At 63.3% G+C, this 21919-nt stretch carries 18 protein-coding genes; 8 read left to right on the top strand and 10 right to left on the bottom strand.

Annotated elements, in window-relative coordinates:
* Positions 1 to 65: 65 nt before the first annotated feature.
* Positions 66 to 1103 carry a DUF4424 domain-containing protein gene (locus tag CR492_RS09605; RefSeq protein WP_102843536.1) on the bottom strand — a complete coding sequence of 346 codons (1038 nt, stop codon included), beginning with the start codon at positions 1101 to 1103 and terminating at the stop codon, positions 66 to 68.
* Between the two features lie 44 nt (positions 1104 to 1147).
* On the bottom strand, positions 1148 to 1438 hold the full coding sequence (locus CR492_RS09600; RefSeq protein ID WP_102843535.1) for a PAAR domain-containing protein: 291 nt from the start codon (positions 1436 to 1438) through the stop codon (positions 1148 to 1150).
* Between the two features lie 203 nt (positions 1439 to 1641).
* Here CR492_RS09600 and CR492_RS09595 point away from each other — a divergent pair, with 203 nt between their 5' ends.
* The 4 genes from CR492_RS09595 to CR492_RS09580 all read left to right on the top strand — a co-directional run bounded on the left by CR492_RS09595 (position 1642) and on the right by CR492_RS09580 (position 6541).
* Positions 1642 to 2628 carry an OmpA family protein gene (locus CR492_RS09595; protein WP_102843534.1) on the top strand — a complete coding sequence of 329 codons (987 nt, stop codon included), beginning with the start codon at positions 1642 to 1644 and terminating at the stop codon, positions 2626 to 2628.
* On the top strand, positions 2585 to 4315 hold the full coding sequence (locus CR492_RS09590) for a caspase family protein (protein WP_245412033.1): 1731 nt from the start codon (positions 2585 to 2587) through the stop codon (positions 4313 to 4315). Before CR492_RS09595 ends, CR492_RS09590 begins: the two co-directional genes overlap by 44 nt.
* 34 nt (positions 4316 to 4349) lie before the next feature.
* The gene (locus CR492_RS09585) at positions 4350 to 4973 is read left to right on the top strand and encodes a DUF4384 domain-containing protein (protein WP_102843532.1); all 624 of its coding nucleotides are present in this window, start codon (positions 4350 to 4352) and stop codon (positions 4971 to 4973) included.
* 122 nt (positions 4974 to 5095) lie between these two features.
* Positions 5096 to 6541, top strand: a complete 1446-nt coding sequence (locus CR492_RS09580; protein WP_102843531.1) for a class I SAM-dependent methyltransferase — start codon at positions 5096 to 5098, stop codon at positions 6539 to 6541.
* 95 nt (positions 6542 to 6636) lie between these two features.
* Here the strand turns inward: CR492_RS09580 and tssH are convergent, their stop codons facing one another.
* The 7 genes from tssH to tssB form a co-directional block, all read right to left on the bottom strand.
* Complete coding sequence (tssH, locus tag CR492_RS09575; RefSeq protein ID WP_102843530.1) at positions 6637 to 9348, bottom strand: type VI secretion system ATPase TssH; 2712 nt, start codon at positions 9346 to 9348, stop codon at positions 6637 to 6639.
* Entirely contained in the window at positions 9341 to 10390 is a 1050-nt protein-coding gene (gene tssG / locus CR492_RS09570; RefSeq protein ID WP_102843529.1) for a type VI secretion system baseplate subunit TssG, read from the bottom strand. Before tssG ends, tssH begins: the two co-directional genes overlap by 8 nt.
* The gene (tssF, locus tag CR492_RS09565) at positions 10387 to 12345 is read right to left on the bottom strand and encodes a type VI secretion system baseplate subunit TssF (protein ID WP_102843528.1); all 1959 of its coding nucleotides are present in this window, start codon (positions 12343 to 12345) and stop codon (positions 10387 to 10389) included. The genes tssG and tssF overlap by 4 nt, the downstream gene beginning before the upstream one ends.
* Before the next feature lie 6 nt (positions 12346 to 12351).
* Positions 12352 to 12900 (bottom strand): type VI secretion system baseplate subunit TssE, encoded by a 549-nt coding sequence (tssE, locus tag CR492_RS09560; RefSeq protein WP_102843527.1) that lies wholly within the window; start codon positions 12898 to 12900, stop codon positions 12352 to 12354.
* Positions 12901 to 13028: 128 nt separating this feature from the next.
* Entirely contained in the window at positions 13029 to 13514 is a 486-nt protein-coding gene (locus CR492_RS09555; RefSeq protein ID WP_102843526.1) for an Hcp family type VI secretion system effector, read from the bottom strand.
* 117 nt (positions 13515 to 13631) lie between these two features.
* The gene (gene tssC / locus CR492_RS09550) at positions 13632 to 15146 is read right to left on the bottom strand and encodes a type VI secretion system contractile sheath large subunit (RefSeq protein WP_102843525.1); all 1515 of its coding nucleotides are present in this window, start codon (positions 15144 to 15146) and stop codon (positions 13632 to 13634) included.
* Positions 15147 to 15163: 17 nt separating this feature from the next.
* Positions 15164 to 15715, bottom strand: coding sequence for a type VI secretion system contractile sheath small subunit (tssB, locus tag CR492_RS09545; RefSeq protein WP_102843623.1), 552 nt, complete (start codon positions 15713 to 15715; stop codon positions 15164 to 15166).
* A 561-nt stretch (positions 15716 to 16276) separates the two neighbouring features.
* Between tssB and CR492_RS09540 the strand changes: the two genes are divergently transcribed.
* Positions 16277 to 17212, top strand: coding sequence for a hypothetical protein (locus CR492_RS09540; protein ID WP_102843524.1), 936 nt, complete (start codon positions 16277 to 16279; stop codon positions 17210 to 17212).
* Positions 17213 to 17223: 11 nt separating this feature from the next.
* On the opposite strand, the gene CR492_RS09535 is transcribed toward CR492_RS09540, so the two are convergent.
* Positions 17224 to 18549 carry an ImpA family type VI secretion system protein gene (locus CR492_RS09535; protein ID WP_180982496.1) on the bottom strand — a complete coding sequence of 442 codons (1326 nt, stop codon included), beginning with the start codon at positions 18547 to 18549 and terminating at the stop codon, positions 17224 to 17226.
* A 221-nt stretch (positions 18550 to 18770) separates the two neighbouring features.
* Between CR492_RS09535 and CR492_RS09530 the strand changes: the two genes are divergently transcribed.
* The 3 genes from CR492_RS09530 to CR492_RS09520 form a co-directional block, all read left to right on the top strand.
* Entirely contained in the window at positions 18771 to 20630 is a 1860-nt protein-coding gene (locus tag CR492_RS09530) for a type VI secretion system Vgr family protein (protein WP_102843522.1), read from the top strand.
* Positions 20631 to 20656: 26 nt separating this feature from the next.
* Entirely contained in the window at positions 20657 to 21199 is a 543-nt protein-coding gene (locus tag CR492_RS09525) for a DUF6931 family protein (protein WP_102843521.1), read from the top strand.
* Positions 21200 to 21235: 36 nt separating this feature from the next.
* Positions 21236 to 21919, top strand: a 684-nt coding sequence (locus CR492_RS09520; protein ID WP_146030228.1) for a type VI secretion system-associated FHA domain protein, incomplete at its 3' end; no start/stop codon positions are given.

The raw sequence follows: 21919 nt of genomic DNA, 5'->3' as shown, positions 1-21919 counted from the left end.
CGCCAAGGCGTCTGTTCCCTAGGGTACATCGGCGCAAAAGAACGCGTCGCGACCGACGGTCAAAATCAATATTTTCCGATCAGCAGGATCTTTAGATCCTGCGCCGGCGTGAAATTCTCAAGCTTCGCCTCGAAGGCTGTCGGCGAAATCTTTTTCACATTGTCGAAGCAGAAGCTGACCAGCCGGTCGGACTTGCCCTTGTCGACGATGAGGTGAAAATTCTTGATCGGCCCGGACCAGTTCGCGCCTGTCTTCAGCACATAGGCGATGCGCCGCTCCTGCAGCCGCGCTGTATTGGTCGGCTCCGAGCCGGCGATCTTGTCGAGGCCGCGAAAAAAATCATCCGGCAGGCAATAGTCCTTGCGGTAGCGCTCGACGGTCGCGCCCATGCCGTCGGCGTCGCGCAGCGCCTTGCGCAGCGCGGTGTCCTGGCTGGCGCCAAGGCTTGTCCTGTAGCGATGCTCGACATTGACGCTGGAGCCGGGCGGGAAGATCTGCTTGCGGGTGAATGCGGTCGTCGCCGTCCAGGCTGGACCGTAGAGCGTTTCGCCCGTCTCGCTGGTCCCGGCCGGAATGAGAAGGCCGCTATCGATCAGCGCGGCCCTTGCCTCCGGCGTGATGGCGGCAATCTTCTGCTGCGTATCTGCGCCGATGAGCGCGATCGGCAGCCCTGACGCGCGGACAGCGGCTGTGACGTCGCGGGCGCCCATTTTTGCGCGCTGGACGACGTCGAATTTGATCGGCTTGCCGTCGATCCGGGTTTTGAAATCGACGAAATTGACCGGATCGGCGCCAGGAATAGCATAGGCGGAATCCTGATCGGAAAGATCAAGGTCCGGCAGCGGAAAGCCGACGTTCAGCGTAACCGGCGCTTGCGTCTGGTTGAGGAAGCGGTAGTTGACGGTCACGGTTTCGGGCGTGATCGTCAGCGTTTCCTCCTCCATCGACACATCGGGCGACTGTGCGAAGGTGACGCCTCCGACGGCAAGTTCGACCGAGCTGTCATTGGCGGCGGCCTTCGGCATGGGCGCGGCCAAGGCAAGGGCGCAGGCGAAAGCCGCGCCGAGCGCCGCGCGCGCCTGAGGTTTGTTTTTCGCCTTCATGTGCCAATCCCGCTAATGCGCCGGCGCCGCCTTTGAGGCGAAGCTCAGCCGCCGATCATGACCGTCGGCAGGCCCATGACGATCATGCCGCCATGGACCGTCGGGTCGCCGATCCGCGCCGCCATCAGGCCGCCGATGAGGACGGTGGTCGATCCCATCGCGATCATGTCGGGCGGCCCGACGCAGGTCGCAAGATCGGTGACGCGCGCCGCCGGCAGGCTGCCGATCAGCACATTGACGCAACAGGGCGGCAGGATCGGGCCGCCGACATGCGGCACGACTCCGGTCACGGCGGGACAGACATGCATATCGGTCAGGCGGGCGGCGGGCGGCATGGCGTCTCTCCGATAAGGCTCCAGATCCTGCGATAGCTCCGACGGCTCAAAAGCGCATAGTCGGCGTCCTCGTTCAATTGCTTTTTACGAGGGCAGGCGCTGTGCGGCCCCGCACGGAGCTTTGAGCCGGATCGGCGTTGGAGTAAAATCGCAGCGCCCGTTCAATTGGGGCGGTTTTCTGCATCAGTCGGAATCTTGCGGAAATGAGCGTCATGACGGAGTCCGGGTTTTCTTACGCGCGCGCTTTTGGCGCGATCAGGCGGATGGGCTTCGGCTGCGCCGTGCTGGCGGCCTGCGTCCCGGGCCTCTGCGCTCCAGCCTTGGCCGACGCCTGCGCGGCGCGCCTCGACTCTTTCAATCGCGCCGTCGACGCAGCTCCGAATGAGGCGGCGCAGGCGCAGATCGACGCGCTGGTCGGCGACCCCAATTGCGGCGGCTATATCATCCCGGCGCAGCGCCGCCTCGCCGCCGCGCGCCTCGCCGCCGCGCAAAAACTCATCGCTGGCGCCGCGCCGCAGAGCGCCTATCTCAATTTGATCGTTGCGGCCGACCAACCCGCCGTCCTCTGGCAGGCGGCGGCGACCCTGGCCGAGATCCGCTTTGGCGACAGAAACTTCATCGAAGCGGCGAAAGGCTTCGACCGGGCCATCGAAATCGTCAACAATGAGACGATGACGCCGCGTGATCCGGGACGGCCGACGATCGAAGGCCTGTTGCAGCGGGCGGCTGCGGCGCGCCTCCTTGCCGCCAATGCGGGACAGGGCAAATCCGGCTATGTCATGACGGCGACGCGGGACGGGCGGCTCGGCGGGATATTCTCGCCCCGGGTCCGAGGCGTCGTTCCCCGCGCGGTGCCGATGCCGATCACCTTCGAATACCGGTCGGCCAGCCTGACCGATGAAGGCCGCCAGGCGGCCGATGAGCTTGCGCGCGCCATCCGGGAGCAGCAGCCGCAGATCGTCCGCCTCGTCGGCCACACCGATCTGCGCGGCGGCCCCGAGTACAACATGAAGCTTTCCGTCGCCCGCGCCGAAGCGGTCGCGGCCTATCTGAAGCAAAACAACATCGCGGTTGCGGTTGAGCCGGAGGGCGTCGGCGCCGACGAGCCGCTGCAATTGTCGGACGCCAGCGGGCTCACTCAGGATGATGTCTACGCCCTCAACCGGCGTGTCGAATGGCGGCGTGAATAAGATGAAAAAACTCTGCTGTCTTCTTGCGCCGGCCTTCCTTGCGGCGCTCATCATGGGAGTCCCGGCGGCTTATGCGGCGCCGGCGCCGGTCGCTGTGCAAAATCCAGGCGAAGTCCACGCCATCGTGGTCGGCATCGACCAATATCAGCACCTTGCACAGCTCCGCGGCGCTGTGGCCGACGCCAAGGATATTGAAGCCTCGCTGCGCGTCATGGGCGTCACGGACATCGCGGCGCTCTACGACGACAAGGCCGACCGCGATTCGATCCTGAAGGCGGTCTATGACCTCAGCGCGCGGGTCAAGCGCGGCGATCTCGTGATCCTGTCGATCGCCGGCCATGGCGCGCAGGAGCCGGAGCGCGTCAAGGGCTCGGAGGCGGACGGCAAGGACGCGGTCTTCCTGCTTGCCGGGTTCGAGCCGGCCGGCCCCGGCACGCGCCAGCGCATTCTCGACAAGGAATTCAATCATCTGATCAAGATTTTCGAATCGCGTGGCGCGCGCGTCGCCTTCGTCGCCGATTCCTGTTCCGGCGGCGGCCTCGCGCGCGAAGTCGATCCGCGCGGCGGTGAGCTGATCTATCGCGCGGCGCCGACCTACAAGATCACCGAAGACGAGCTGAAGCCGGTGTCTTCGCCGTCCGACGCCTTTTCGACTGAACTCGATTTCGAACGCTCCATTTTCCTCGCCGCCGTCGACAAGCACTCCAAGGCGCCGGAAGTGAAGGTTCCTGGCGTCGAGGGCTATCGCGGCGCCTTGAGCTACGCCTTCGCCCGCGCGCTGGAAGGCGCCGCCGACGCCAATGGCGACGGCAAGATCACGGTCGAGGAGCTGTTCGCCTATGTGCGGCAGGTCACCTATCAATTATCTGACCAGCGTCAGATGATCGTCTCGGCGAGCCCGCCGTCGGTCAAGGCGAGCGTCGAGCCGGTGGTGGAGCTGACGCGCTCCGTCACCTATATCGCGCCGCCCAGCCTGTCGCAGACGGCCGCCTTGTCCGCCCGCATCGGCGCCGGCGCGGGCGCCAATCCGCCGCCGAAAAAGCCGACGCTCGCCGTCGAGCGGCCGGTGCGCATCGCGACGCTCGACGGCTCCAATACGGAGCTCATAGGCCTCGCGCCGCTGGAGGCGAAATTCGAGATCGTCTCGCCGCGTCAGAATCCCGAGCTGGTTTGGGATCCGAAATCCGGCGACGTGATCGCGGCCGGCGACGTCATCGCGCATGAGGTCAGCCGCGACGATTTGCCGGCGGTGATCGATCGCGCCGCAGCCATCCGCGCCTTGAAGGCCATGGCGACGCGATCCGTGCAGCCGATCCTGCTCATGCCGGACAGCAAGCTGCACCGCCTCGGCGCGCAGGTTGACGTGGCCATCGATCAGCTGAGCGATCGATCGCTGATCATGTTCAATATCGCCGGCGACGGCACGGTGCAGCTTCTCTACCCGCAGAACGCCGCGGAAGCGGGCCCGATGGAGAAGCCGCAATTCCGTCTGCCGATCAAAGTGCGGGCGCCCTTCGGCGCCGATCAGATCGTCGCGATCTCGGCGCCCGAGCGCATGCCCGAGCTCGCCCAGGCGCTCGGCCGGCTGAACGCGCGCCGCACGGCGGGTCAACTCGTCAAATTCATCGCGCAGAATTCGGACGCGGATATGCGCGTTGGCTCGGTCGGCGTGTTCACCTCGCCCTGAGGGTGGAGACGTATTTGGCAAACGGAAGGACCAGATGGCTAGTCTTGGTGCGGTAAAGGGCGCGATGATCGCCGCGGTCTTTCTCTCCGCGGGCGGCGCGTTGGCTGAAGGCGTCACCCGTGCGGTGACGGTGGTGACGCCGTCAAAGCAAGAGCTCGATCCTGACAATTCGGCAGGCATGACGATCGACATATTGCCGGGCGAAGAGTTTGCGATCGGCTCCAAGGTCGGATTTCGCGTCGGCGCGCAAAAGCCCGGCTATCTGGTTCTTGTCGATGTCGACGCCTCCGGCAAGGTGACGCAACGCTATCCCAATCTCTATTCGATGGCGCTGCCGGCGGGGGCGAGCGAGAAAGCCAATCTGCTTCAGCCGGGGCGAATCGTGGCTATTCCCGACAATTTCAATCCCTTCGCGCATTTCGAATATGTCGCGGAGGCGCCCGCGGGAAAGGGCATGATTCTGGCGCTGCTCAGCCCGAAGCCGGTGCATGTCGTCGATCTGCCCGACGTGCCGCAGGAGATGGTTGGAACGCGGGCGGCGGTTGCGTTTTTATACGACGCGGCGAAGCGGCTGCGCATTGCTGATCGCGACGGCAAGGCGCCTCTCGCCGATCCGAACTGGTCGTTTGCGGTGAAGTCCTATTCGATCACCCCCTAGGCACGATCTGAAAAAGCTGCAGACTTTTGCAACGAAGATCATGCGTCAAATAGAGGTCAGGAGCGGGAGGCGATCGGCTTCAGCGCTTTCCGTTCCAGCGCCGTTTTCGACCGGGATGCGCCATGACGAACCCCTATGATCTCGTGCGCTATCCCAACTGGCCGGTCTCTGAAACACATCCGGCGAGCCTTAACGCATTTGCGACTCTTTACGGACGTCCTGCCGCGCAACTATCGGCGTCCCGCGTGCTCGAAATAGGCTGTGGCGAGGGCGTCAATCTGATGAGCATGGCGGTTGGCGCGCCAAAATCGGAATTCGTCGGAATCGATCTTGCCGAAGCTCCGGTCGATGTGGGCCGGGCGTTGGCGCGCGCGGCGGGGCTCGCTAACGTAACCCTTTTGGCGCGGGATCTCTGCGAGGATACGTCCGACCTCGGCCAATTCGATTACATCATTGCGCATGGCGTCTATGCCTGGGTCCCCGCCGCCGTGCAGCGGGCGCTGATGCGGCTTGCCGCCGAACGGCTCTGTCCGGACGGCCTGTTCTTCGTCAGCTATAACGCGCTGCCCGGCTGCCGGCTGCGGCAGGCGTTGCGTGATCTGATGCTGAACCGCGCGCAAGGCGTTTCCGATCCGGTCGAACGGCTCGCTATCGCGCGCGAGGCGCTTGCGCGCTTTGCGCAAATATGGTCGCCCGACGATCCGTTTCAGAACGCCCTGATCGAAGAGGCGCGCGACGCATTAAAGCGCCCGCCCGGCGTGCTTTACCACGACGAACTCGGCGGGATCTATGCGCCGCAGCTCTTGAGCGAAGTGGTCGCCGCGGCTCACGCCGAAGGCCTCGTCTATCTCTGCGACGCAAAACAAAGCCTCAGTTCTGAAATCCTGTTTCCGTCGGAACTGCAAGCAAGCGAACCGCGCGCCGATTTCGCTGATTTTGAGCAGACGCTCGATTTCGCTACGATGCGCCGCTTCCGTCGCTCGATTTTCCGGCGCGGTGGCAAGATGGATCGGCGCCTTGAGCCGCGCAGGCTGCGCGGTCTGTGGGCGAGCGCCGAAATAACGCCGCTGGACAGCGCTTCCGGCGATCCAGAGGACTTCGTTTTCAGGGCCGGAAATGGGGCTGAATTGACGACGCGGGATCAGCGCTTCGCAAGGCTTCTGACACAAATGGGGGAAGCTTATCCGCAGAGCCTTCAGCTTGATGGGGAGGACTGCGAGGCAGCCCACGCCGAACCGCTTCTGCGGCTCTTCACCGCAAAAATCGTAACGCTTCTGACGGAGCGGCCAGCGTTCACTTTGTCGCCTGGCGAGCGTCCGCGCGCCAGCCTGCTCGCCCGCGCGCAAGCCGCGCAGGGCGACGCCTTCCTCGCCTCATTGCTTCACAAGCCGGTTCGGATGGAGGACGCCGGCGCCCGCCGCTTCGTCGCGTTGCTCGACGGGAGTTTGACGCGCGATGAACTCGCGCACAGGATGGAGCGCGAGGCTGGCCTTGCGGGTCCGGCTGCGCTGGCCCGCACTCACACAGCGCTTGCCGACCTGGCGCGGCTCGGGCTTATGATGGCGTGACGCCGCCCGCGGCCGGCTCTGCTCGGTACTCCGCGTTCTTCGCCGCGTCGATTGCCTGGCCGACGGCGTCGCTCTGCGGCCCTGCGCATGCGTCGTCATTCCACAGGCTGAGGCGTTTCCTCCAATTCGAGCGCGGATGGTTCGTCCCGCGCCGACGCGCCCGGCGCGGCCCCGATGCACTCATAAGCGAAGGCGCCGTTTTCCATCGTCACGCGCGCCTCCTTCAGTTCCTGCTTCGCCAGCGTTCGCTTCAAAAATTCGCGCGAAAGCGCCGGCAGCAAAGTGTTATTGATGATGTTGTCGATGATGCGTCCGCCCGAATCCGGATCGTTGCAGAGCGAGACAATATGATCGACCACGGCGTCGTCATAGCTGAAGGCGGCGTCCTGCGCCGCGCGGATGCGTTTGCCGATGCGCCCGAGCTGCAGCCGCACGATGCCGGCCAGCATCGACGGCGACAGCGGCAGATAGGGGATTGTCACGAGACGCCCAAGCAGCGCGGGCGGAAAGACCTGCAACAGGTCGGGCCTGAGCTCCGCCGCCAGCGCTTCCGCGTCGCCCGCGAAGGCCGGGTCTTCGGCGCGCCGCATGATGGTCTCGGTGCCGACGTTCGAGGTCAGTATGATGAGCGTATTCTTGAAATCGATCCGCCGCCCCGTGCCGTCTTCCATGACGCCCTTGTCGAAAACCTGGAAGAACAGCTCATGCACGTCGGGATGGGCCTTCTCGATCTCGTCGAGCAGCACGACGCTATAGGGCTTGCGGCGCACCGCTTCTGTCAGGCGCCCGCCCTCGCCATAGCCGACATAGCCGGGCGGGGCGCCCTTCAGTCCGGAGACGGTGTGCGCCTCCTGAAATTCAGACATGTTGATCGTAATGATATTCTGCTCGCCGCCATAAAGCGCTTCTGCCAGCGCCAGCGCCGTCTCGGTCTTGCCGACGCCGGAGGGTCCGCACAGCATAAAGACGCCGATCGGCTTTGAGGGATTGTCGAGGCCGGCGCGATTGGTCTCGATGCGCTTGGCGATCATGGCGAGGCCATGCGATTGGCCGACGACGCGCCGGTTGAGAATTTCCGGCAGGCGCAGCACATTCTCGATCTCGTCCTTGACCATTCGGCCGACCGGAATGCCGGTCCAGTCTGAGACGACGGCGGCGACCGACTGATCGTCGACATGGGCGTAGATCATCCGCTTCTCGGGATCGACGCCGCCGAGGGAGGCGATCTTGTCCCTGAGCGTGATGCGTTTTTGCTCCGCGTCCGCCGGCTTTTCGCTCAGCTCCTGCCGCAGCTTCACGATCTCCTCGATCAGAGCGCGCTCCTTCGCCCATTCTTCTTCGAGCGCTGCGCTCTTTTCCTTGAGTTCGGCGAGTTCGGAGTCGATTTCGCCGATGCGCTCTTCATCGAGATCCCCGAGATCGGCGTCGGTGGTGAGGGCGGCTTTCTCGGCTTCGAGCGCATCTGCTGCGACGCGCGCGTCCTCCACTGCGGCCGGCGTCGAATTCTGGCTGATCGCGACGCGCGCGCAGGTGGTGTCGAGCAGGCTCACCGCCTTGTCCGGCAACAGGCGTGCGGGAATGTAGCGGTGCGAGAGATTGACCGCGGCGACGATCGCGGCGTCCGAAATGCGCACTTTATGGTGCTTTTCCATCGGCGCCAGCACGCCGCGCAGCATCACGCAACAGCGCGCTACATCCGGCTCGTCGACCTGCACGGGCTGGAATCTGCGGGTCAGCGCCGGATCCTTTTCGAAATACTGCCTGTATTCGGCCCATGTGGTCGCGGCGATGGTCCGCAGCGTGCCGCGCGCGAGCGCAGGCTTCAAAATATTTGCAGCGTCGCCCGTGCCGGCCGCGCCGCCGGCGCCGATCAGCGTATGCGCCTCATCGATGAAGAGAATAATCGGCTTCGGCGAGGCCTGCACCTCGTCGATGACGGAGCGCAGGCGCTGCTCGAACTCGCCCTTCATGGAGGCCCCGGCCTGCATCAGCGTGATGTCGAGCGCGAGCAACCTTACGCCGCGCAACGCCGGGGGAACTTCGCCAGCGGCGATGCGTTGCGCCAGCCCTTCGACAATGGCGGTTTTGCCGACGCCGGCCTCGCCGGTCAGGATCGGATTGTTCTGGCGACGGCGCATCAGCACATCGATGATCTGGCGGATTTCGTCATCGCGCCCGAGCACGGGGTCCATTTCGCCGCTGGCGGCCTTGGCGGTCAGATCCTGCGAGAAGCGGTCGAGCGCGGTCGTGCCCCTGGCGCCTTGCGCCTGCTCCGCCCCCGGCGTTCCCGCGGCGCTGAGGCCGGAGCCGTCCATCGGCTGCAAATTCTCTTCATCCGAGCCGGCCCAGAGCGAGCGATACTCATTGGTCAAGGCGTCGCCGGGGATTTTCGCGAACTCCGGTGAAATCGAGGTGAAGGCGCGGCGCAGCTCCAGCGACTTCAAGGCGCCAGCCAGAACGTGCCCGGTGCGGATCTGCGTTTCGCCGAAGAACAGGGTGGCGTAATGCCAGCCGCGATCGAGCAGATCGACGAGCGTGTTGGAGACGCCCGGCATCTCCGTTTCATTGCGGCGAAAGCCGTCGATCGTCCGGGCGATGTCGCTTGCGAGCTTTGCGCGATCGAGCTTGAAATGATCGGCCGTCAGCGCGAGGTCGGATCGCTCTTTTTGCATGATATGCGCCAGCCAATGCGCCAGCTCGACATTGCGGTTGCCGGCGCCCTTCGCCTGGCGCAGGGCCTGGATGAAGGTCTCATAGCCGATTCTGTTAAGCTTCCCCGTTACGGCTTCGAGACTGATGTCAGCCATTGTCTGCTCCCGTCGCGGCGCGACCTTGTTGATGTTTCGTTTTTGCCGCGCGCGCCCGCGCTTCGCGCATGCGTTCGGCCGGATGGAATCGCGCGTCCCGGCGCCAGGCGTCCGCCGCCGCCCAGTCCGGCGCGACCCAGCTCGTCCAGCCAAGATCGCCGGATTGCCCAAGTTTTACGGGCGCGGCCGCCTTGGCCGGGAGCGCGAGTTCGAGGTCCCAGTCGAGCTCTTCGCCAACATAGAAGAAGACGATATCGGCAAGCGGCTCGCAGAAATCGCCGTCCGGCAGAAAGCGACGGTAGGCTTTCATATCCGGCACATAGATGCGGATGCGCACCTTGTCCTGCACGCTGTAGAAGCTTGCGCCAAGCAGCATATCGACGCCGAGCCAGGCAGAGCCAAGTCTTGACTGATCCGCGGGCTCAAGCTCCAGCCGCGAGCCGACGAATTCCTCGATCTCCGCCTCGACGTGGAAATGCCCGGATATGAAGGCGCGAAGGCGCGAGGCGGATTTGGCTTGCGGCCCGAGCACGCCGGCAAAGCACAACTTTGCGCGATCGTCCACCGAATCGATATCGCGGAAGATCGGCGAGCCGAGCCCGGCCGATGCGCCGACATAGGTTTCGAAGCGGTCTTCGTCCGGCCGGTCGTGTTGCGCGACGGGTCGCGAATCGGCCCAGGCGCGGAAGAACAACTGTAAAAAGCGATGGTTGATGATGTCGAGAAAGCGCGGAAAGGAATCGTCCTGCGCCAGAAACCAGCTGTAGGCTTCTTCTGTCGTCGCCAGCGGCAGCGCGCCCTGCGGGCCGAGGAAGCCGAGAAACTTTGTAAGGATTCGGGTATGGGTTTCGCGCGCTTCGAATTTGGCGAGCGTCGAGGCCGGAAAATCCATGTAAGGATCCTGGCCAAGCCTTGCATATTCCTCGCGCAGGGCGGCAGCGTCGCCGATGCGCGGCAGCGCGGGGTTCGCGCGTTCGAGGGCGCGCATCGTCGCGAAGAAGTCGAAGCGCCAGGGTTCGCTTTCGGCGCCCTTGAGGCTCATAGCGGCCTCCGTAAGCCGGCGCGCACCGGCCAGCGCATGATCTCGCCGCGGTCGACGCTGCGAATCACCGTCTGCGTGAAATGATTGAAGCCCGCATATTCGCAATAGAAGCGATCGAGGATCGCGCCGAGCAAGAAGGCGCCGCTGCCCTCAAACGCTTTCTCGTCGATCGTCACGCTGACTTCGACGCCGCGCGCGACGCCGACGCCGCCTGATTGCCGGATGCGCCGCACGATCGGCCGGCTGTCGACGCTGCGCAGGCCGCGGATGCGCCGCTCGGTGGCGCTGTCGGAAAGGTCGGCGAACATCGAGACGGTTTCGCGCAACGCCTGCGCATTGCGGCCGGCGCCGCGTTCGACGAGGCCGAGATGATTGAGGCTGAGCAGATTGATGAGCCGCCAGGTCACCTTGCCGGCGTAGGCCGATTCGCTGCGGCTGCGCAATTGCGCGATGATCGGTTCGCGCGGCCGCGTCGGGCCGGCGATGCAGCGCAGATCGATCGATGTGTTGTCGATGAGGCGGAAATCAGCGCCGCCCTGACCGACCGGAAGCTGCTCGGTCAGATGCCGGTTGGAGCAGAGCGCGGTGACGCTGAGCTCGGCGATGGGCCGCTCCTCGCTCCCGCGCGAATTGTCGACGAGGGCGATAAACATATCGGTGCCAACATAATCGGATGAGGCGCCATATTTGTTTTCCCGCGCCGTGCGCCGGCGCGGCATGCGGCGAACGGCATAATGCAGCGCGCCCGCGCCGCCTTCCGCCTCGGACGAATAAAGCGGGCGCACGGGCGCTGCGTCCGCCCCGCCGCGATAATGCGCAAACACCGACAGCAGCCGGTGCGGTTCATAGTCGAGATAACGGCTGCGGTCGGGCACGATATGATATTCGTGCTGGTTGGATTTGACCTGCACGCGGTCGATGGTTTTTTCAAAGAGGTTGATGGCCGGGGCCGCATAGAGCGCGAACATGTTGCGCGTCACCGCGACCTGAAGGCGCGGGTTGAGTTCCTTGAAGCTGATGATGATGTCGATGTTGCGGGCGGGCAGGCGGGCGAGGATCGCGCGCAGCCCGGTCAGCCGCATCCCCAGGAACTTGCGCGGAAACATGAAATATTCGCGCAGCCATTCAAAGCCCGAAAAGATACGTTCGTTTTTGGGAAACAGCGCCTCGTCGTCGCGAAAGCCGATCTGTTCGATGATGTCGGTTCCGGCCGGGATCACCACCGGATCGCCGAATGGATCGAGATAGCGGAAATAGACGCCGGCGGCGCCGGCGAAGATCTGCTCGTAGAGCGCGATGGCGTCGGGTTCGGGTCCGAGGAAATGAATTGGCAGTTCGTTGATTCGGCAACCGTCGAACCAGAGGTCCGGGCGCTCGGCGGCCTCGGCGTCGCGCGGCTCGTCCTCGATGCGCGTGGCGCTGCGATGGGTCAGCGAGATCTTGAGGCCGGCCAGCGCGTCAGCGCCGACGGAAACGCCAAGCGCCTGCAGCGGCGCCGGCGAGCCATAATATTCCGCGGCGGTGATTTCAAACGGCAGCAGCGTGATCTTGGAGGCGAGGCGGAAGCGGCAGGCGACCTGGCGATCCTGCTCGCGGTAGACCGCCTCGAGATAGGAGCCGCGCGCGATGGTCTGCCCGTCGCGCAGCGCGGCGTCCTCGTAAGGGGGCTCGGCGCGCAGAAGCAGCACGGACGGGGTCGGCGCAAGATAGTCCGGAACGAGCTGCTCCAGCAGATTATTGGTGAATTCCGGGAACTCGTGCTTCAGCTTCAACTGCACCCGCGCGGCGAGAAAGGCCGCGCCTTCGAGCAGGCCGCCGATCATCGGATCCATGCGCTCGTCAAGCAATCCGCCGAGGCGCTCGGCGACGCCGGGATAGTCTTCGGCGAATTCACGCGCCTGCTCGTGCAGAAGTTTGAGTTCGCGATCGTAGTGGTCGAGGAATTCGCGATTCATGAACGCTCAGGCTTTCTTCACAACAACATCGCCGCTGTCGATTTCGACGTCGGCGATGAATTCGACCGGCACATTGACCGGCGCGCAGATGAGATCGGCGCGCACCAGAAAGCGGACCTTGAGCTCATCCTTGTCGAGGCCGTCGTCGCGCGACACTTTGATGGTGCCTGCCGCAAGTCGCGGCTCATAGCGCCGCAAGGCATTGGCGATTTCGTCTTCGATGAGATTGACGCCGGCTTCGTCGATTGTGCGGTGAATGAGATCGGGCAGGCCGTAATTCAGGATCGATTTGCGCACGCCGTCAAAGTCGGAGAGGTCCTCGGTCGACTCAAACGCCACGGCGTTGACGAGGGCCTCGAGATCACGGGCGACTTCACGGCGCAGATTGGGCTCGCTGATGGTCGCGCGCACGGCGGCGCGGCGGGGCGCAATGATGCGGTCGCCGGCGGCGTCGCGCAGATCCTGCTTCTGGCGCGAATCCTTCTGCTCGAAGGCGCTGCGGAAGGCGTGCATGAAGGGCGGACTGAGACGGTTTTTACGTGTCGGAACGGACATCCAGCGTCAATCCTCGACGGAGCGCAGGGGGCCGGACCTGCAGCAAAGCGGCGCCTTGCTTTAAGATAGGCCGATAGAGGAAAAAGGACCGGCGCGCCAGAGGAGAGGCCGGCGCGCCGGTCGCTTGACTAGACTTTCTTGTTTTCCTTGATGTTCCAGCCGGTGGTGACGGCGCCGCCGAGGGTTCCGTCCGGCTTCTGCGGCTTGTATTCGGTCTCGATCTTTGCGTAGGCAAGCGAGATGCTCTCGTGAGCAAGATCGCCGCCCGCGGCGTGGTCCTGAAACGAGATCGACGACACCATGACGTCGGTCAGCGTGATCTTCAGATATTCCTGCTGGTCCTTGCCGGATTTGCGGAAGGTCAGCACTGCCGATTTGATATGTTCGCCGGAGGCGCAGGCGAGGAACAGCTTCGGGCTGCCCTTGTCCACCTTCTTGGTCAGATGGATATCCTGCAAATGCGCCTTGCCGACGCCGCCGCCGCCGCCCTGCGTGAAGGAGGTTGCGTTGGAGACGCCCCAGGAGAGGGTCTCAACCTGCATTTCATTCTTGTGCTTCGAGTCTTCGCTTTCGCCCTCGATGCCATCAAGCTTCAGAAAAAGATCGCCAGACATTACAAATCCCCTTTATTGAATTGATCGCCTTTCGATGCTGTATGACAACCGCATCTGAAGTAAATCTAGATTTTTATTCCTTGGCAGTAGGTGTTCGATCACACAATACTTGTTAGGCTATTTTTGCACCGCCGGCAGGCGCGACACGAGGCTGAGCCCGATGTCCATCGCCTCGAGCTGATAATGCGGGCGCAGATAGAAGCGGGCCGCGTAATAGCCGGGGTTCTCTTCATCAGGGAAAATATCGACGCGAGCGTCGGCCAGGGGTTTCCTCGCCTTCACCGATTCGGAGGAGCCGATGGGATCGCCGTCGACATATTGGGTGATCCATTCCTGCAGCCAAATGCGCAGCTCCTCGGTCTCCTTGGTCGCGCCGATCTTGTCGCGCACCATGCATTTGAGGTAGTGCGCAAAGCGCGACACCGCGAACATGTAGGGCAGGCGCGCCTTGAGATTGTCCGAGGCGGTGGCCTCGACGCCGTTCTTGCCTTCGTATTTTTTCGGCTTGTAGACCGATTGCGCGCCGATGAAGGCGGCCTTGTCGGTGTTCTTGCGGTGAATCAGCGGAATCAACCCGGATTTCGCAAGCTCGTGCTCGCGCCTGTCGCTGATCGCAATTTCGGTCGGGCATTTGAGATCGACGCCGCCGTCGTCGGTCGGGAAAGTGTGGGTCGGCAGATTGATCACCTCGCCGCCCGACTGCACGCCGCGGATGCGGGTGCACCAGCCATATTCCTTGAAGGCGCGATTGATGTTGACCGCCATCGCATAGGCCGCGTTCATCCAGGCGTAGTTCTCGCCCTTGTGGCCATCGGTGTTCTCTTCGAAAGCGAACTCCTCGACGGGCTCCGATTTTGCGCCATAGGGCACGCGGGAGAGAACGCGCGGCATGCAGAGGCCGATATATTTCGAGTCTTCGGCGTCGCGAAGCCCCTTCCAGGCCGCATATTCCGGCGTGTCGAAGAGTTTCGACAAATCGCGCGGGTTCATCAGCTCCGTCCAGCTGTCCATGCCCATCAGGGTCGGATCGGCGGCGGCAAAGAAGGGCGCATGCGCGGCGCCGGCGATCTTCGAAAGGTCGCGCATCAGCTGGACGTCGGCCGGCAGATGGCTGAACTCGTAGTCGCCGATCAGGCAGCCGTAGGGCTGGCCGCCGAGCTGGCCGAACTCGGCCTCATAGGTCTTCTTGAACAGGGGGCTCTGATCCCAGCGGGCGCCGGGATAGTTGCGCAGATTCTTGTAGAGTTCGCTCTTTGACACGTTCATGACGTGGATCTTGAGCTGGGCGTCGGTTTCGGAATTGAACACGAGATAATGGAGGCCGCGCCAGGTGCTCTCCATTTTCTGGAAGGCCGGCGCATGCAGGATCTCGTTCATTTGCGCGGAGAGTTTTTCGTCGAGCCGGGCGATCATCGATTCGATCGTGTCGAGCACGTCGGCCTTGATGACGCTCTGGTCGGCGAGCGCCTGCTGAACCAGCGTCGAGACGGCGTTTTCGACCTCCGTCTCGGCGCGCTCCGTGCGCGGCTTGAAGCTCTGTTTCAGAAGCGTCGCGAATTCGTCGACTTCCTGCGTCGCGACTCCCGTCTGGGGAGCGGATGCTTGTCCTTCAGCTTTGGTTTCCACAGCCATTTATCCCTCCCAAGAAATCAAGCGTCGCCGTCGGCGGTCTTGGCGGTTTCGCCTTCAGCGTCCTTCGTCGAACCGATGCGGCTCTTCAGCGCCGCCATCAGTTCCGGGTCGCTCAGCAATTTCCGCAGCCGAGTCTCGGCGTCGACCTTGCCGTCCATATAGCGCAACAGATTTGCGAGCTGGTCGCGCGCCTCGAGCAGTTTGGCGAGCGCCGGCACCTGCCGGGCGACCGCCGCCGGGCCGAAGTCTTCCATCTTCTTGAAGCGCAGGCTGACCGACAATTTGGCGGCGTCCGGATCGTCCCCGAGCCGGTCCGGCACGGTGAAGGACGTCCCTGGCTCGATGGCGCCCATGCGCTTGTCGAAATTATCCATGTCGATATCGACGAAGCCGCGATCGGCGACGTCCGGCTTCTCGACGCCGGGATTTGGGCCCGAAAGGTCGGAGAGCACGCCCATGACGAAAGGCAGCTCTATCTTGCGCTCCGCGTCATAGGGATCTTCATAGGCGATCTGCACGCGGGGCGGACGGTTGCGTCCAATGAATTTCTGTCCACTGTCACCTGCCATGTCACTCATCCTTTGATTGTTGGTCGCCACACGGCGAGGTTCGAGCTCAAGCCGGTTCCGTTCGGGACGCAGGTTGATCTCGAAAGCTGGTTCGGTCAATCGAGCGCTGCAGCCGGCCATCCGCGAAATTGCAGTCCATAAGACCTTGCGAACGCTCTTGAGTGCAAGCTAGGGAAAAAAAAATTGCCTGCTGTGTGACGACGCACCAAGCCCCGAAAACGAGTTATCTTCATCAGGTTACGGAATTCTGACAACGCCTCGGCGCGCTGGGAGTCCGTCGGCGGAGTCTGCGGCGGTTGCGAGGAGCGTGGATCCAAATCCGCGGGGGTCGGGAGAAAACTTAAGCGAAACCTAAGGCGGCGTGGCGGCCGCAGCCTCAATGTTAAGACGGCGGCCCCTGCGGGCGCTCATCCCGGCCCGCGCAGGATCGGCCGTTCGAGGCAAAACGCTGGCGTCCGCCTTTCCCACGCATGTGCCGATTGGCGCCGCGCGCAGGCTTCCGCCGGCGCTATTCACGCAGCAAGCTGGCGGAAACAGCCTCAAGGCGGGAGCCCGATTGCAATGGCCAATTTCAAGATCGCCGAGACAGGCGAGGATATTTCATGGTTTGACCTGCCGCTCAATCGTAAGATCAAGCTGATGCAGTGGGGCGGCGACGCAAAAGGCGACAGGCTTGACGTCGCGCTCGATCGATCCGTCGCAAACGTCGATCTGACGATCCTTCCGGACAAGGCCGCCGCGGCCTCGACGCTGTTTACCCTGTCGGGATCGGCGGCCGGAACGAGTTTTTCGGTCGCCGCCTATCTACCCGACGGCTCGCGTATGGCGCGCTACAGTCAGGATCTTGCCGTGCGCGTTTGCGGGCAGCCGATCAAGCAGCCGGGCTATGCCGTCGATCTCGTGTCCGATCTCGCCATTAGCGGCACCCCGAAGCAGGTCTACCTCTATTCGCGAATTTTTCGTGGCCCCGCCGACGACCGCAACGTCCTGTCGCAGGACACGCGGCCGGGCCACTACAATTGCGGCGACGTCGCCGCCGCCTATGGCGTGAAGATCTTCTCGAAACCAACCGTCACAGCCTATTTTACCTATTATATTCCGCTGAAGCAGACGGATCCGTCGGTCGAACTCAAAATGGATGATCTGCGCTTCAACGCCGACCGCGTCAGGCAGGGCGTCGCCAAGATCAAATCCTATCTTTCGACGGGAACGCCGGTCCGAGTCTGGATGATCCATCATGACGGCTTCAAATCCTTCATAACGGGCGATTGGCGGAGCCATTTCCTGACGATCGTCGGCTATTCGGCGAATAAATTCCTTTATCTCGATCCCTGGCCGCATGGCTCGCGACTGGATTATGACGGCGGCATGTACGCCAAGACGCGGAATGTCTTCATGGGCGAGCTCGAATATGACATGTCCCACCTCGAACTTGGCATCGGCTCGTCCTCGGGCAAGCTCGGACTGCATGACTACAAGGTGATTGCGGGTCCCTGACGGGCGTTTTGCTATTTCAGCGAATCGAGCGATTTCAAACTGTCCGGCGGCAGCATGTCTTTCAGGAGCCCAAGGAAATCGCGGCCGGTCACGGCGCGGGCGCGCTCGATCAGGTAGGAGATCGGGCTCGATGGCTCGGCCTGGTGATAAAACGCACTGATTTTTGATAGTAATTGTAGTGCATTGTCTCTTGTCGTTACTGTGAAAACCTTGTCCGTTTCTTGATCCGGCGCGGTCTCCTCCACAGAGGCGAATTCCGACAAGCGTTCTATTGGAAGGTTGAAAAATTGCGCGCGCCCGATTTGCAAAGCAGCTTCCTCGACATGGCCCGGGACCAGCACCCTGAGGACGTCGAGAAAGGACTTGCCGATCAGCTGCTCGGCCTGGCGCACGAGAAGCAGCGCCGGATTGGACGGCTCGCGGCGCATGTAATAGGCGCCGACCGCGTTCAGCGCGGCGGCGGCGTCGGCAAAGCTCGCGATCTCTCCGGCGATGACAGGAGCGCCGTCCGCAGCTGTCTCGGAGTCCTCGGCAACCGGAAGAGGCTCGGCGGCGGAGGGGTCGCGCAGGGTGACGAAGGACTGGATCAGCGCGCGCATCGCGTCGGCGAGCGGGGCGAGCTTTGGAAAAGCAACCGCATCGGCGGCGCCGACATGCGCGACGAAAGCGGATTTGATGCGCGTGAGCGCCTCGCTCAGACGGCGCAATTCATCGCGGCGCCCGATGAGGACGCCGAGATCGACCTCCTCGAAGGCGCGGCGGACGAGGCCGCCGTCCGGCCGCTCCTCCTCGCCGCGCGGGGCGGCCTCGCCGGAGGCCAGCAGATGCGTGCGATAGGTCACCGTGCCGAGCCGCTTGTGCTCGAACAGCGGCGCATAATGCAGCGGCAGGATCACGGGCGCCATGTCGTCGAGCGATTGCACGGCGACCATGCGCAGGGTGAAATCGCCGTCCTCCCCGCGGGGGTGGACGTCGTCCCAACGCGTCTCGAGCAGTTCGGCGAGCGCCGCCGTCGCCGCGACGAAGCCGGAAAAATCCTTGTCGAGGATGCGGAATTTGGCCAGCAGCGCGATAAGGCGCAGATCGCGGCTCAAGGCGTTGAGCGCGGCGATCGTCGCATATTGCGCCGGAAAGTCGATCTGGGTGCGGTCGAACGGGCGCCCGTCGTGGCCGGAATAGAAGGTCGCGGGCAACACGCCTTCGCCCGCAGCCATGAAATTCATATAGGTGGCGTCGCCGTCAAGATCGAGATCCGGGCCGCAAGGGTCGGCTTCGGAAATTGCCCCGGTCAGGGCCTCGAAGGAGAGCGGCGAATCATCTGGCGAAGCGATGGTCAAGGTATGCAATGCCTCTTCATCAGGACCGCCGGCAAAGCGCCCGGCGCCCCTTGGCGAAGGCGGCGAGCAACGCGGCCGGAGCATCGAATATACAGTGCATTTCTTGGCGCCGCTGCTTTTTCGACAGCGACCTTGCAATAAATCGCGTCGCTTTAATCGCTCGACTGTGCCTTCATGGTTTTGTATCGTCAAGGACAACTGGGAAAGCTCCCGAGGTTCGCATGACTTCCGAACTGACCCAAGACAAACGCGTCGCCTCGCTCGAGACGCCTCTCGGCAAGGACAAGCTCGTCTGCCTGCGCTTCGACGGCGCCGAGGCTTTAAGCGAATTGTTCGAGTATCGCGTCGAGGCGCTGAGCACCGAGGCGAATGTCGATTTCGACAAGGCGATCGGCAATAATTGCTCGGTCACGTTCAAATCCTATTCCGATCCCGACCGCGTCTTCAACGGCGTTCTCGTCGAGGCGCAGGCGCTTGGCGCGCAAGCCGGCCTCAATCTCTACAGGCTGACGTTAAAGCCCTGGCTGTGGCTGTTGTCGCGCACCAGCGACTGCCGCATCTTCGAGAATCAGACGGCGGTCGACATCATCAAGAAGGTGTTTTCGGATCGCGGCTTCTCCGACTACAGGGTTGCGACGACCGGCAAGTTTCCCGAGCTTGAATATTGCGTCCAGTATCGCGAGACTGACCTTGCCTTCGTCTCAAGGTTGATGGAGCAGCACGGAATCTACTATTTCTTCGAGCACCAGAAAGACAAGCACACGCTGGTTCTCGCCGACGCGAAATCTTCGCACAAGCCGGTTCCCGGCCACGCCGAGACGCCCTTCATCGGCGATGAGCGTCAGACCCGGCGCGAGCGCGAGCATATTTCAAGGTGGACGCCCGAGCGGCGGTTCCGCAGCGGCAAATTCGAGCTCAATGATTATGATTACCTGCAGCCGAACGCCGATCTGAAAAGCGACGCCGAGGGGCAGGCGTCCTACACCAAGTCGAAGATGGAGATCTACGATTATCCCGGAAAATTCAAGAAGAAGAATGACGGCGAGACCTATGCGAAGGTCAGGCTGCAGGCGGAGCAGGCGATGGACAAGCGCCGCTACGCAGACGGCGATTCGATCAGCCTCCTGCCTGGCGGCCTGACGGCGCTGAAGGATCATCCGGAAGGCGGCGAGAACAAGGAGTATCTCGTTCTGCGGGCGCTCCACTCCTATTCGTCGCAAGCCTACAGGTCCGGCGGTGCGCAGGGGGAAGATCTTTATTCCGGGCGCTATGAGCTGTTGTCGAGCGACGTCAATTACCGCGCCCCTCTGGCGACGCCGCGGCCGATCGTCTATGGCCCGCAGACGGCCAAGGTGGTCGGCAAGGACGGCGAGGAAATCGACGTCGACGAGCATGGCCGCATTCTTGTGCGCTTCTACTGGGACCGCAAGAACAAGCAGTCCTGCCGCGTCCGCGTCGCGCAGGTCTGGGCGGGCAAGGGTTGGGGCGGTCAGGCTATTCCGCGCATCGGTCAGGAAGTCGTCGTCGAGTTTCTCGAAGGCGATCCCGATCGCCCGCTCGTCACTGGCGCCGTCTACAATGGCGACAACAAATACCCGTATGAAATGCCCGCCAACAAGACGCAGTCCGGCCTCAAGTCGGATTCCTCGAAAGGCCATGGCGGCTACAATGAATTCATGTTCGAAGACAAGAAGGGCTCGGAAAAGATAAGGATGCATGGCGAGCGCGATCATGAGGTCGTCATCCGCCGCGCCGAAACGAAAGAAGTCGGCGAAATCTTTTCAAGCCGCAGCGATCCCTCGCGCGACACGACATTGAAGAACGGCAGCGACAATCTGTCGATCCAGAACGGCAATCAGACGGTTGACATCAAGGGCAAGCAGGACGTCAGCGTGCTCGAGACGATCAGCATCGAGGCGATCCAGAAGATCACGCTGACCGTCGGCGCCAGCACGATCACCATGGAGCCGGCGCAGATCACCATCAACTCGCCGATGATCACCGTGCAGTCGTCGCTCGCGACCAAGATTTCCGGCGGCATGGCGCTCAATCTCGACGCCGCGATCATCAAGATCAATTGACGCGCGCAACGACCAAAGGCCACGCAATGCCGCGACTTCGTTTTGCCACCGCGCAGGATCTTTACGAGGCCTATCCGACCGCGCGCAGCGACATCGGCGTCGCCGCCAATGCTGCGCCGAGCCTCGATTTTCTTGCCGCTCTGTCCTCAGGGGACGCGCTGAAGGCGGCGCTGTCCTTTTGCGCCTATCTGCTGCCGCGCCGCGAGGCCGTGGCGTGGGGCTGTCAGTGCCTGCGCCAATGGAGCGGGCTCAACGCCTCCGACGAGGCGCGGCTTGCCGCGTCCGAAGCCTGGGTGCGCGAGCCGGAAGAACGCAACCGGCGCCGCGCGCTGGATCTCGCCGAGCGCTCCGACATCAAGGACGCCTCGACCTGGATCGCCTTTGCCGCCGGGCGGGCTGGCGGCCAGATCTCGATCGACGGCGAGCATTTTACGCCGATGCCCCAATACGCCACGGCGCAGGCGGTGCGCATCGCTCTCATCCTCGCCGGCGCGGCGGGCTCTTTCGAAGCTCGCGCCGAAATCCAGCGCCGCTGGCTCGAACTCGGTCTGCGGATTGCTGTAGAGTAGCCGCAGGCCGGGGCGAAAGGAAGAAAGCGATCGAGCATGGCGCTGAAACTCGCAATCGAGAATATGACCAATCTGCCCGATGGCGGCCCGGTCAGCATCACCGTCACCGGCAAGCGCGGCGTCGATATCGGCCGCGATGCGCATCTTGACTGGACGCTGCCGGACCCGAGCCGCTTCATTTCGGGAAAACATTGCGAGATCCGTTTTGAGGGCGGGGCCTATGTGCTGACCGACGTCTCCTCGAACGGCACCTTTCTCAACGAGCAGCCGCATCGCATGCGCGAGCCGCATCGTCTGCGCAATGGCGACCGTTTGTTGATCGGGCAATATGTCGTCGCGGTTTCGCTCGACGGGGCGGAGGAGCGCGAGGATCCGGCGGCGCCGGCGCCAGGGCGCCGTCCGCTCGACGCCGATCTTTGGGAATCGGGCGAACCCGTGCCCGATCCGATCGATCCGCGCGTGCTGAAGCCCGTTCCGGAGCGGGCGAAGGGGCCGGATTTCCTGGACTGGGCGATGGACGTGTTCGATCCCCTGAGCCCAACTCCGGCAAGGCCCGATGCTTTGAGCCGGCTGGAGGACGCAAGCTGGCTGCCGCCGCCGCCCGCCGCGCCGGCCGCTGTGCCGTCGCCCGAGGCGCCCGCGCCGCGCCGGCCGATCTGGACCACGGACGACGCCGAACCGCCGGCGCCAATCAAGACGGCTCCGGCCCCACCCCAGGTT

Origin of the sequence: Methylocella silvestris (assembly GCF_002891535.1) — a bacterium.
In the GTDB taxonomy this organism is placed as follows: domain Bacteria; phylum Pseudomonadota; class Alphaproteobacteria; order Rhizobiales; family Beijerinckiaceae; genus Methylocapsa; species Methylocapsa silvestris_A.
Note: the sequence above shows the minus strand (reverse complement) of the source record. Positions and strands in the feature narration are given on the sequence as shown.

Bases quoted from the DNA above. Each gene is read 5' to 3' on its own strand.
- CR492_RS09605 (WP_102843536.1), bottom strand. From the start codon at position 1,103: ATGAAGGCGAAAAACAAACCTCAGGCGCGCGCGGCGCTCGGCGCGGCT.
- CR492_RS09600 (WP_102843535.1), bottom strand. From the start codon at position 1,438: ATGCCGCCCGCCGCCCGCCTGACCGATATGCATGTCTGTCCCGCCGTG.
- CR492_RS09595 (WP_102843534.1), top strand. From the start codon at position 1,642: ATGAGCGTCATGACGGAGTCCGGGTTTTCTTACGCGCGCGCTTTTGGC.
- CR492_RS09590 (WP_245412033.1), top strand. From the start codon at position 2,585: ATGTCTACGCCCTCAACCGGCGTGTCGAATGGCGGCGTGAATAAGATG.
- CR492_RS09585 (WP_102843532.1), top strand. From the start codon at position 4,350: ATGGCTAGTCTTGGTGCGGTAAAGGGCGCGATGATCGCCGCGGTCTTT.
- CR492_RS09580 (WP_102843531.1), top strand. From the start codon at position 5,096: ATGACGAACCCCTATGATCTCGTGCGCTATCCCAACTGGCCGGTCTCT.
- tssH (WP_102843530.1), bottom strand. From the start codon at position 9,348: ATGGCTGACATCAGTCTCGAAGCCGTAACGGGGAAGCTTAACAGAATC.
- tssG (WP_102843529.1), bottom strand. From the start codon at position 10,390: ATGAGCCTCAAGGGCGCCGAAAGCGAACCCTGGCGCTTCGACTTCTTC.
- tssF (WP_102843528.1), bottom strand. From the start codon at position 12,345: ATGAATCGCGAATTCCTCGACCACTACGATCGCGAACTCAAACTTCTG.
- tssE (WP_102843527.1), bottom strand. From the start codon at position 12,900: ATGTCCGTTCCGACACGTAAAAACCGTCTCAGTCCGCCCTTCATGCAC.
- CR492_RS09555 (WP_102843526.1), bottom strand. From the start codon at position 13,514: ATGTCTGGCGATCTTTTTCTGAAGCTTGATGGCATCGAGGGCGAAAGC.
- tssC (WP_102843525.1), bottom strand. From the start codon at position 15,146: ATGGCTGTGGAAACCAAAGCTGAAGGACAAGCATCCGCTCCCCAGACG.
- tssB (WP_102843623.1), bottom strand. From the start codon at position 15,715: ATGGCAGGTGACAGTGGACAGAAATTCATTGGACGCAACCGTCCGCCC.
- CR492_RS09540 (WP_102843524.1), top strand. From the start codon at position 16,277: ATGGCCAATTTCAAGATCGCCGAGACAGGCGAGGATATTTCATGGTTT.
- CR492_RS09530 (WP_102843522.1), top strand. From the start codon at position 18,771: ATGACTTCCGAACTGACCCAAGACAAACGCGTCGCCTCGCTCGAGACG.
- CR492_RS09525 (WP_102843521.1), top strand. From the start codon at position 20,657: ATGCCGCGACTTCGTTTTGCCACCGCGCAGGATCTTTACGAGGCCTAT.